At 66.1% G+C, this 12862-nt stretch carries 1 protein-coding gene; it reads left to right on the top strand.

The genetic code is table 11. The annotated features are described in order from the left end of the window. Window positions 1-564 precede the first annotated feature (564 nt). Complete coding sequence (locus tag BMZ10_RS02785; protein ID WP_093458521.1) at window positions 565-12858, top strand: BapA/Bap/LapF family large adhesin; 12294 nt, start codon at window positions 565-567, stop codon at window positions 12856-12858. Window positions 12859-12862 lie beyond the last annotated feature (4 nt).

The raw sequence follows: 12862 nt of genomic DNA, 5'->3' as shown, positions 1-12862 counted from the left end.
ATCACCTCGCTGTTGTTGTTATGAGACTGATGATGACGACAGGGCCACCTTAGACCAGAAGATCGCACTCCTCAATATGTGACGTAATATCCCAACATATGGGAATAACATGATCCACGGCGCAGGCGTGCAAGCGTCGCTGTTTCGGATACGGAAGAATGGGTCGTCAGTGTCTGTTCACTCACCACCCCCGACTGGGACGAAATAGCTGCAACTCACTTGCGTATTCCTGTCTGAGCGCACTCGAAAAGTGCAATCTGACCGAACTCTAAAAGCCCTCGTTTGAAGGCTTTCTCAGCCTTACCCGACGACCGGCATTTCGATATCGGATCGATGGACGGTCCTTTCCTGCCAGTCACTTACGACGCCCACTCCTGAAACATTTCAGTGATGTCAATCCTCTGACCATTGAAGTCGTGTGGATCCAATCTAGATTTGCCTCCAAACGGATTTCACTCAAAAGAACTCCGCCGGCTTTAGGAGCGCCACGATGCTCCACGGCGGTAATTAGCGTGAGCATTACGTTGTCGTGAAACGTAATTGCGATGAAAGGGACTGCCTGAAATGGACAACATTGTCGTTGCCGACAAATCAACTTCTCAACTCACCGCCAAATCCTGGGGCGACCTGGCCCTCGACAACCCCGCCGTCGTTCAAATGCCCGTTGCGCCGAGCCAGGTGGCCTCGGTTACCCGCAGCGGTCAGGACCTGGTGGTCAATCTCAAGAACGGCGAACACGTCAAGGTCGCCAACTTCTTCAATGCCCAGGAAGGCGTCGCCAGCGACATGGTCTTTCAGGCTGAAGACGGGACGCTCTGGCAGGCTCAGTACAGTGCCGAATCCTTCAACGGGTTCACCTTCGCTGAGGTCGACTCTCTGGATGAATTGATCGCGGGGGCTGGCGTGGTCGGCAGCGCCACGCCAGCCTGGGCCATTGCCGGGCTGGGCTTGCTGGGCGCAGGCGGTGCGGCCGCCGCGTCGGGTGGCGGTGGAGGCGGTGGTGGTGGTGGATCGAGCGGTGGCGGCAGTGGCACGACACCGCCTGATACCACGGCGCCGTTGGCGCCCAGTAACTTGCTGATCAACAGCACAGGCACCCTTCTCACCGGCAACGGCGAAGCAGGCGCAACGATTCAAGTGCGCGGCGCGGATGGCACGCTGCTGGGGACCGGCATCGTCGGGCCCGATGGCTCCTTCAGCCTGACGTTGAATCCGCCACAGACCAACGGACAGGTCGTGTCGGTCAGCGCGACCGATGCAGCCGGCAATACCTCGGTGCCCGCCCAGGCACAGGCCCCGGATGTCGACGTCAACCCACCGGGTGGCGATGTCACCCCGCCGACAGCGCCGACCGGCGTGACCATCAGTCACAGCGGGCAACTGGTCAGCGGTCGCGGTGAAGCCGGCAGCACCGTCAGCGTGATCGATGCCAACGGTACAGTGCTGGGCACCGCGGTCGTCGGCGCCGACGGGTCGTTCAACGTCACCCTCAACCCGCCACAGACAGCCGGCCAGGTGTTGCAGGTCACCCTGACAGACGCTGCCGGTAACGTCTCCAGTAACGTGGCGATCACGTCGCCCGACACAACACCGCCGGCGCAACCGACGACCCTCACCTTGTCGGCCGACGGCCTGTCGCTGAGCGGGCATGCCGAAGCAGGCGCGCGCATCGTCATCCGCGGCGCGGGCGGCGTGGTGCTGGGCACCGGGCAGGCCGGGCTCGATGGCAATTTCACAGTGGCGCTCAGTGCCGCGCAGGTCAATGGTGAAAAACTCGATGTCAGCGTCGTCGACGCCGCCGGAAATACCTCGACCGTGCAGCTCACCGCCAACGACACGACCGTGCCTGCCCAGGTCCAGAACGTCGTCATCAGTGCGGACGGCACTCAGCTCTCGGGCCGCGGCGAACCTGGCGCGACCGTCACGGTCAATGATGCCAATGGCAACCCCATCGGCACCGGCGTGGTGGGCACCAACGGCACCTTCCAGATCAACCTGACCACGCCGGTGGCAACCGGTGCCGTGCTGCAGGTCTCGCAAACAGACGCGGCCGGCAATCATTCACCGGGGCTCAGTGTCACCGCGCCGGATGCCGACGGCCCGGCGACGCCGTCCGGCCTGCTCGTCAGCGCAAACGGCGAGCAACTGACCGGCACCGCTTCGCCGGGCTCGCGGGTCGAGGTGCGCGACGCAGAGGGCAACGTTCTGGGCAGCGCAACGGCCGGCAGCGATGGCAGGTTCACGATCACCCTCGTGCCCGCCCAGGCCAACGGCGAAGTGCTCGATGTCCAGGCCACCGACACATCGGGTGAAAGCTCGGTGACCGTCCCCGTCAGCGCACCCGACATCACCGGGCCTACCGCTGCCAGCGACCTTACCGTCGCCAATAACGGCTTGTCCGTGAGTGGCCGTGGCGAGGCAGGCGCAACGGTGACGGTCTCGGATGCTCAAGGCCACGTGCTGGGCACCGCCACCGTTTCGCCGACGGGCAGTTTTTCCGTGACGCTCAACGCTGCACAGACCAATGGTCAATCATTGCAAGTGGTGTTGACCGACCCTGCGGGCAACCCGTCGGCCACCACGCCCGTTTCCGCACCGGACCTGGACGGCCCGCTGCAACCCGCCCATGTCATCATCAGTGCCAACGGCACGGTGTTGAGCGGCACCGGTGAAGCCGGCTCACGCATCACCGTGACCGACGCGGGCGGCCGTGTCCTTGGCTCAACCGTGGTATCGGCCGACGGCACCTTCAGCGTGACGCTGAGCAGCGCGCAGAACAACGGCCAGACCTTGACGATCAACGCCAGCGATAGCGCCGGCAATGCCGCGCCGCCGCTGACCTATCACGCGCCCGACACCCAGGCGCCGGCGCCGCTGACCCAGCTTGCGCTTGACGGTCAGGGTCGGGTCTTGACTGGCTCCGGGGAAGCCGGCGCAACCGTCACGGTACGCGATGCAAGCGGCACGGTGATCGGCACAGGGAATGTTGGCAGCAATGGTCAATTCACGCTGACACTGACCACCACTCAGACCGATGGCCAACAGCTGCAAGTCATCCAGGCCGACAACGCGGGCAATCAGTCCACGTCGGTGACGGTGAACGCCCCGGACCTGAGCACGCCGGAACCGGTGACCAACGCTGTCATTTCGGCGAATGGTCTTGTCATCAGCGGCAATGGTCAGGCGGGCGCCACGGTAACGGTGACGGACGCCAATGGCGTCACGCTGGGCTCTGCCGTGGTGGGCAGCAATGGCCGCTTCGAGGTCAATCTTTCCGCCGCTCAGACCAACGGCCAGACGCTGAACGTCAGTCAGGCCGACGCGTCGCCGACGCCGTCGGGCGCTGTGGCCGTGCAGGCGCCGGACATTCAGGCACCTGACGCGCCCACCGATGTGACGCTGGATCCGACCGGCACGCTGGTGACCGGTCAGGGCGAACCGGGCGCGACTGTGACCGTGCGCGACGCGGCGGGCAACATCCTGGCGACCGCGACCGCCGACCCGGTCACCGGGCAATTCGAGGTCACCTTGCCCACCGCCCAGAACAACGGGCAGACGTTGCAGGTGTCCCAGTCGGATGCGCGAGGCAATGCCGGATCGTCTACGCCGCTGCCAGTTCCAGACACCACACCGGCGACGGCGCCTACGGCCGTTGCGATCAGCGCAGACGGTCAAAGCGTTTCCGGCAACGGCGTTGCCGGCGATACCATCGAAGTGCGTAACGCAGGCGGAACCTTGCTTGGCACCGCGACCGTTGGCAGCAATGGCACCTTCACCGTTACGCTGAACCCGGCGCAGCTGGATGGTCAGCAACTGAATATCATCCAGATCGACGCCAGCAACCTGCCCTCCTCGCCCGCCGCCGTAACCGCACCGGATGTGACCGCGCCCCCCGCGCCGAGCGATGTCGCCGTCGACGCCAACGGCGTGCTGACCGGCACCACCCAGCCAGACGGCGCAGTGAAAATCGTGGATGCCGACGGCAACACGATCGGCACCGTGACGGCCGGGCCTGACGGGACGTTCAGCTTCCCTCTGCCAGGCGGTCTGAATAACGGACAACCGGTGCAGGTCATCGCCACCGATGGCCGCAACGATTCGCTCCCCATCGCCACTAACGCCCCGGACAACGTCCCCCCTGCGCAAGTGGACAACCTCACGATCAGTCCGGACGGCAGCAGCGTCTCAGGCACCGGCGAAGCAGGTACTACGGTAACGGTGACCGCGCCCGACGGAACCGTGCTGGGTTCCGGTACGGTCGGCAGCGACGGCACGTTCATCATCGGCCTTAACCCGCCCGCAGCTGCCGGCAGCAATCTGAACGTGGTCAGCACTGATGCGGGCGGCAACGGTTCGCCGCCGGTCACCTTACCCGGACCTGACGGCACGCAAGTGGCCTCGCCCTCGGACCTGGCCATCAGCGGTGACGGTTTCACCCTGACCGGTTCGGGCACACCCGGCACCACCATCAATGTCTTCGACGGCACCGGCCAGAATATTGGCAGTGGCCGGGTCGATAGCCTGGGTCGTTTCAGCATTCTGATGCGCTTCGCCCAGCTCAACGCGCAGTCGCTGCACGTTACCGCAACCGACGCCGACGGCCACACGTCGGTGCCCGGCATAATCGTCGCCGCCGACAGCACGGCGCCCGACGCTCCGACCGGTCTGAGCATCAACGCTGGCGGCAGTGTGGTGTCGGGACGCGGCGAAGCCGGAGCGACGGTGACGATCACCAATCCATCGGGGACAGTGCTGGGCAGTGCGGTCGTTGCCAGCAATGGCACGTTCAACGTGACGCTGACCCCGGCACAGATCAACGCGCAACCATTGACCGTCACGCAAAGCGACGCCGCCGGCAATGTGTCGCAACCCGACAGCGTCATCGCCCCGGACTTGCAGGCTCCCGCTGCTGCGACGGGCCTGACCATCAACAATGTCGGCACCGTGGTCAGTGGGCTGGGCGAAGTCGGGGCGACCGTGACCGTGCGCGATGCGGCGGGAAACATCCTCAACACCGGCATCGTCGATCAGAGCGGCCACTTCCAGGTCACCCTGCCGACCGCGCAAACCACCGGCGCGCCACTGCAAGTCACGCTGACCGACGCCGCCGGCCATGTCTCACCGCCTACCGCGGTTGCGACCGTCGACACAACGCCGCCGTCTGCCGTGCAGAATCTGCAGGTCAACGCCAGCGGCACTGTGCTCACCGGGACGGGCGAAGCAGGCGCGACGGTCAGGGTCACTGACGGCAGCGGTGCCGTGCTCGGCAGCGCCGTGGTGGCGGCGGACGGCACATTCGGTGTCGCCCTGCCGTCCGCCCCCAGCAACGGACAGACCCTGGACGTCAGTCAGACTGACGTGGCGGGCAATGTCTCGCCATCAACCACGGTTTCCGCGCCCGACATCACTCCGCCTGCTGCCCTCACTCAGGTGGCCGTAAATGCCGATGGCCTGACCGTCACGGGCCATGGCGAACCGGGCGCACTGGTCTCGGTGCGCAGCGTTGACGGCACGCTGCTGGGAACCGGACGTGTCGGCGCGGACGGCGCGTTCACCCTCACCCTCAGCACAGCGCAGATCAACGCCCAGGTTCTGACCGTTACTCAGGAAGATCCGCCCGGCAATGTGTCCACAGCGGTGAATGTCGTGTCGGTCGATCTCACCGCGCCCGACGCGCCTGCCGCGCTGGCCCTCAACAGCACCGGGTCGCAGCTGACCGGTAACGCCGAAGCGGGCAGCACGGTGATCGTGCGCGACGCTGGCGGCAACGTGCTGGGCACCGCCACCGCCTCGGCCAACGGCACGTTCCAGGTCACGTTGTCCAGCACGCAACTCAATGGTCAGGCCCTGACCGTTACGGCCAGCGATGCCGCGGGCAACGTCTCGGCTTCCGCGCCCTATACCGCGGCGGATTCCACAGCACCAGTGGCGACCAGTAACCTGGCGCTCAGCGGCGACGGCCTGACCCTGGCCGGGAATGGCGAGCCGGGCGCCAGCATTGTCGTGCGTGACGCCAATGGCAACACACTCGGCACCGCAACGGTGAACGGCAACGGCAGTTTCAGCGTGACGCTGACTTCGGCGGCGCCTGCGGGCTCGACCGTTACGGTCGTGCAGACGGACGCCGCGGGCAACGCATCGCCTTCGAGCTCCGTCACCGCGCCCGGTAATCTGGCCGAACCTGCTCCGCAGAACCTGGCCCTCAGCGGCAACGGCCTCACCCTGACGGGTACCGCCACTGCAGGCAGTACGGTCAGCGTGCGCAGCGCCTCCGGCGTACTGCTGGGCACTGCGCTGGTGGCCAGCGACGGCACGTTCACGGCAGCCCTGAATGCAGCGCAATTGAACGGCGAGCCGCTCTCCGCGACGGCCACCTCTCCCGACGGCGTCAGTTCTCTGCCAACGGGCTACGTTGCCGCCGACGTCACTGCGCCGGATTCCCTCAGTAATCTGGTGCTGGCTCCCAACGGCGCCACACTGACCGGGCACGGCGAGGCCGGGTCGACGGTGACGGTACTGGGCGCAGGCGGTGTGATCGTCGGCACCGGTCAAGTGGCGGCCAACGGCGCCTTCAGCATCACCTTCAACACGCCGCAGATTCAGGGCCAGACCCTGAGCGTCAGCCAGACCGACGCGTCGGGTAACGAGTCCGCCAGCCTCAATGTCGTGGCTCGCGACCTGGTGGCGCCGACGGCGCCTGCCGCCCTCGCGGTGAGCGTCGAGGGGACACTACTGACCGGCACCGGTGAGCCGGGCTCGACGGTCAACGTCTACAGCGCCAACGGCACCCTGCTCGGCACGGGCAGCGTGCGCATCGACGGCTCGTTTCAGGTCACGCTCAGTTCTGCGCAGGCAAACGGGCAGCTGTTGTCGTTGACGCTGACCGACGCGGCTGGCAACACGTCGACCGCGACCAGCCTCAATGCGGGCGACACCACAGCGCCCGCTGCGTTGAGCCAACTGGTGATTTCCAGTGACGGCGCCACGCTCAGCGGCCATGGCGAAGCGGGCGCGACCGTTACCGTCACCGATAGCGCCGGCAATGTGCTGGGGACCGCCACGGTCGGCAGCACCGGCACCTTCACACTGGTCCTGGCCGATCCGCTGACCAACGCTGAAGTGCTGACACTGGTACAGACCGACCGCGCGGGAAATGCCTCACCGGCGGCAAGCCTGACCACGCCGGACTTCACCCCGCCGGATCCACTGGACAATGTCTCGATCAATGCCGCCGGGGCCGTGGTCACCGGCACTGGCGAGCCCGGCGCCACGGTCACGGTCAAGGACGCCAACGGTACGCTTCTGGGCACCGCCACGGTGCTGGGCGACGGTTCGTTCAGCGTGACGTTGAACACGCCACAGATCAACAAAGAGGTCCTGAGCGTTCAGCAGGCGGATCCGCCCGGCAACGTCAGCGAACCTGCGACCGTCACTGCGCCGGACTTGACGCCGCCGGCAGTCGCCGCCCAGCTGCAATTCAACGCAACGGGCGACGTCCTGACTGGCACGGGCGAAGCCGGTGCAACGGTGAGCCTGACGCTGGCCGACGGCACACAGGTCGGCACCGGCACGGTCGGGGTCGACGGCACGTTCCTGATCAACCTGACCCAGGCACAGACCGCCGGCGAGCAAGTGTTCGTCGTGCTGACCGACACCGCGGGCAATGCCTCGGCGACGGGCAGCCTGCTTGCGCCGGACACCACACCGCCCGCCACCGTGGCCGGCCTGCAGATCAACGACGCGGGGAATGTCATCAGCGGCACGGGCGAAGCCGGTGCCAGCGTCTACGTCACCGATCCTGCCGGCAACATCGTCGGCAGCGGTACCGTCAGTGCGAACGGCACGTTTACCGTGACCTTGCCGGTGGCCCAGCTCAATGGCGAGCAGCTCTCAGTGGTGCAGCGCGATGCGGCGGGTAACCCGTCGATCGGCGAGACAATTTCCGCCCCCGATGTCACGCCGCCTGCGCCGCCCGTCGCCACCACGCTCACCAGCAATGGCATCACCCTCAGCGGCACCGGTGAGCCCGGTGCGACGGTTCGCGTGACCACTGCCGACGGGATCCGCCTGGGCTCGGCAACGGTGAATGCTGACGGCACGTTCAGCGTCACATTGAACACGCCGCAGCTGAATGGCGAAACGCTGCACCTCACGCAGACCGATACCGGCAGCAACGTTTCGACCGATACCACGTATCAAGTGCGCGATGTCACGGACCCGGCGCCGGTCGACGATCTGGCAGTGAGCCAGAACGGTCTGCTGGTGACCGGCACCGGCGAGCCTGGGGCGACGGTCAGCGTATCGCTGGGCGGCAACACGCTCGGCAGCGCTACCGTGGGTGCCGACGGAAGCTTCAGCGTGACACTGTCCAGTGCTCAGGTGAACGGCCAGACGCTGACCGTCGTCCAGGCTGATGTCGCCGGCAACGACGCTGCGCCTGCCACGGTTTCGGCGCCGGATACCACGCCGCCGGCGCTGCCTGCGGTGACATCCTTGACCGACGGCGTCACCCTGGCAGGCACCGCCGAAGCCGGTAGCACGATCACCGTGACCTCGGCGAACGGAACGGTCTTGGGCACGGCGGTGACCGGCGAAGACGGCACTTATTCGGTAACCCTCGACGCGGCTCAGAACAATGGCCAGGTACTCACCGTGGTCGCCAGCGACGGGTCGAACAATCAATCCGCGCCGCTGGCGTACACCACCCTCGACACCCTTGCGCCGGAAGCCGTCACCAACCTGACCATCAGTGCCGACCATACTGTCCTTGCCGGGCGTGGCGAAGTCGGTGCGAGCATTGTGGTGACCAACGCCGCGGGCATCACGGTCGGCACCGGCGTGGTGGGTGCCAACGGCAGCTTTCTGATCAACCTGGCGCCTGGCATCACAGCCAACCAGGAACTGACGGTCGTCCAGCTGGATGCGGCGCTGAACACATCCGAAGACGCAACGCTCACCGTTCCTGTAACGCCTGCGCCCGATGCACCGACCAACCTGTCGCTGACCGCCAATGGCTTGACCCTGACCGGGGTCGCGGCTGCGGGCACGACCATTACGGTGTACGGCCTGAACGGTGCGGTGCTCGGCACGGGACTCACCGCCAGCAATGGCGTCTTCACCGTCACGCTGCAAACGGCGCAGACCAACGGCGAGAACCTCGGCGTCACCGCCAGCACCGTTGCCGGCGGCGCCTCCCTGCCGACATCGCTGGTGGCGGGCGACACCACAGCGCCTGCGTCGCTGACCGACCTTGCGGTGAACGCCACAGGCACCGTGGTGACCGGTCGCGGCGAAATCGGTGCGACCGTCACCGTCACCGCCAGCAACGGCGCGACGCTGGGCACCGCAACTGTCGGCGCCAACGGTACGTTCAGCGCCACGCTGACGCCGGCACAAGCGAACGGTCAGGGCATTAACGTCCACCAGACCGATGCCGCCGGCCTGAGCTCGGCGAACCAACCGCTGACAGCGCCCGACATCACGGCTCCTGGCGCGCCTGCATCGCTGACCCTGAACGGCGCAGGCACTGCGCTGAGCGGGACCGGGGAAGCCGGTGCGACCGTCACCGTACGCAGCGCCACCGGCGCGATACTGGGCAGCGCACTCGTTGCCGCCAACGGCAGTTTCACGGTTTCGCTGTCCGGTCCGCAGTTGAATGGGCAGGCGTTGACCGTGAGCCAGAGCGATGCCGCCGGCAACGTCTCGACGAACGCCAGCCTCAATGCTGCCGACACCACCCCGCCTGCCGGGCTGAGCAATCTGGCGCTGAACAGCGCAGGTCTGCAAGTGAGCGGCAGCGGCGAAGCCGGCGCGACCGTGCGCGTCACCAATGCAGCCGGGACCTTGCTGGGTACGGCCACGGTCAACGCCGCGGGCACCTTTACGGTGTCGCTGTCCGCCGCGCAACTCAATGGGCAATTGCTGCATGTTCAGCAGACCGATGCTGCCGGCAATGCGTCGCCGGTGGCCGATCTGACCGCCACCGACGTTCAGGCCCCGGCCGCACCGACCGCGCTGGCCCTGGCCGCAAACGGTCTGACACTGACGGGCGTTGGCGAAGCGGGCGCCACGGTCAACGTCTACAACGCTGCCGGCACCTTGTTGGGCACAGGCACCGTCGGCAATGGCGGCACCTTCAACCTCACCCTCAACAGCGCGCAACTGGACGGTCAGGTGCTGACCGTGCGGCAAGTCGACGGCGCCACCAACATCTCCGCCGCATCCACGTTGACCGCGCCTGATATCACGGCACCCGCAGCGCCCACCGCAGTGGCCATCAACGGCAGCGGCTCGGTGGTGACGGGCACCGGCGTGGCCGGGTCGACCGTGACCGTACGCAACGCCGCTGGCACGGTACTGGGCACCGCGACCGTTGCCGCCAATGGCAGTTTCTCCGTGGCCCTGGCAGCGGCACAGATCGACAATCAGGTGTTGACCGTGACCCAGGCCGACCCGGCCGGCAACGTATCGGTTTCCGCCACCACCACGGCGCCCGACCTTACACCGCCCGCCGCGCCTGCCGCTCTACTGGTCAGCGCCGACGGAGCGACGGTCAGTGGCACGGGTGAAATCGGCTCGACGGTGACCATCAAGTCGGCCAGCGGCACCGTGCTCGGAACCGCCACCGTTGGCCCGACCGGCAGCTTCGGCGTCACACTCAACGCCGCGCAGATCAACGGCGAGCGGTTGACCGTCAGCCTCACTGACAGCCGCGGCAACGTCTCGGTCTCCGGCACGGTCACAGCGCCCGACGTCGACGCCAACGCGCCAGTGGTGGCCAGCGACAATCTGGCCACCGCCACAGTGGTCATCGCGCCGGTGAAGGTCACACAGAACTTCGCTGACTCGTTCACTACATTGCTGGCCGGGTTCTCCAAGACCTTCGCGTTCACCGTCGGCAGCGGCACCAGTGTCGATCCGACCCTGACCCTCACCACCGGCAGTCTGGTGTCGCTGCTGGACGGCGTGGTCTACACGCTGCAAGTCAAAAGCGCCAGCGGCGCGTGGATCACCCTGGACGTCAACGGCAACGGGGGGCTGCTCGACCTCGTCGCCTTGGCCGGACAAGGGCTGCGGGTCAACATCGGCGACCTGCTCAGCGGCGATTATCGGCTGACGGTCGCGAGCAACGGCATCGGCGTGCTGGCAACGGTCAACACGCAACTGCAGCTGGACATCACCAGCCTGACGCAATTCAACGGCACCGCTGGCGCGCCCGTCACCGGCAACGTCATCAGCGACGTCGGCACCGACGGCCAGGCCGACCAGACCGGTCCGGACCACGGTGCGCAGCTGCAGATCCTGAAAGGCGGCAGCTATGTCAGCGCCGGCACCGGCGTCACCGTGCAAGGGCTTTACGGCACGCTGACCATCGACGCCAGCGGGCATTACACCTACACGCCCAACGGCGCGGTCAGCAGCGTCGGCAAGGTCGATGTGTTCGACTATCAACTGGTGCACCCGAACGGCCTGAGCGACACGGCGCATCTGTATGTGCGCATCGACAGCCCGCAGGCCACCGAGGTCTGGAGCGACACTAATCTCGGCGCGCCTGCCACGCTGGTGGACGCCACCAACGACTTCGCCACCACGGACATCACCCTGGTCAACAGAGAGGTGACCAGCACCTCGAACCTGGGCAGCTTCGGCGTCCTGCTCGGCGGTGGCAGCGGCACCTACACCACCAGCGTGGCGGCCAATACCGTCAGCGACCTCACCGTAGTGGTCAACGCCAGTAATCTGGTGAGCCTCCTCGGGGCGATGACGGTCGGTCTGTACAAGCTCAACACTGCCACCAACCAGTACGTGCTGGTCAAGAGCTATGGCGGCTCGGCGCTGTTGAACCTGGGGAATGGCAATTACGGCATCCGCTTCGATGACCAGACCTCCGGCACGTATCAGGTGAAGGTGTCAGTCGGCGGGCTGGGTGTGCTCAGCACCGTCAACACCAGCGTGATCAATGCCGCGACGTACACCAACCAGTTCGTGGTCAGCAGCTACACACCGGTGGCCGGCAACCTGCTGACCGATGCGGCGGGCGCCGGGGCGGACGTTCTGGGCTCGGCCTACACCGTACTCAGTGTCCTCGTTGGCAGCACTTATGTGACGCCGGGTTACAACGGCACCACGATTGCCGGGACGTACGGCTCGCTGCTGGTACATGCCGACGGCAGTTACACCTACACGCTCACGCCCGGTCAGACCAACGCCGTGATAGGACATGAGGACGTTTTCACCTACCAGCTGACTCACCCCAACGGCACCACCGACACGGCCACCCTGACCATCGATCTCGACCAGGCCGGCGCACTGGCCAGCACTTCGGTTGCCTCGCTGAGCACACTGACCAGCGCCGAGGATCACAACGCAGCGACCGTGACATCAGCGGCGGGCACCGAGCTGATCCAGGGCACGGAGGGCAACGACACGCTGGATGGTTCACATGGCGGCGCCATCACCCTGCAGGGCGGCGCCGGTAACGACACGCTGATTATCGCCGACCAGAAGTTCGCGTCGGTGGATGGCGGCACCGGCACTGATACCCTGTTGTGGGCTGGCGGCGATGCGACGATCAACCTCGGCGATCTGCAGAGCCGAATCCACAACATCGAGGTGCTGGACCTGAACCACACCAGCGCGGTTTCGCTGACGGTGAGCCTGGCCGATCTGCTGGCGATCACCTCGGCAGACACCAGCACCCTGCTGATCAAGGGCGGCACCGAGGACAGCGTGCACCTCACCAACACATGGGCTGCCGACGGCGTGCATCAGGCCAACGGCATCGACTACACCCAATACACACCTCAGGAGGACCCGACTCACCATTTATGGGTACAGAACGGCATTCATGTCGTTTGAAGCA

The sequence above is a fragment of the Pseudomonas sp. NFR16 genome, from assembly GCF_900108875.1.
Classification (GTDB): Bacteria; Pseudomonadota; Gammaproteobacteria; order Pseudomonadales; family Pseudomonadaceae; genus Aquipseudomonas.
Note: the sequence above shows the minus strand (reverse complement) of the source record. Positions and strands in the feature narration are given on the sequence as shown.

Excerpts from the sequence above, each read along its gene's own strand:
- BMZ10_RS02785 (WP_093458521.1), top strand. The coding sequence starts at position 565 with ATGGACAACATTGTCGTTGCCGACAAATCAACTTCTCAACTCACCGCC.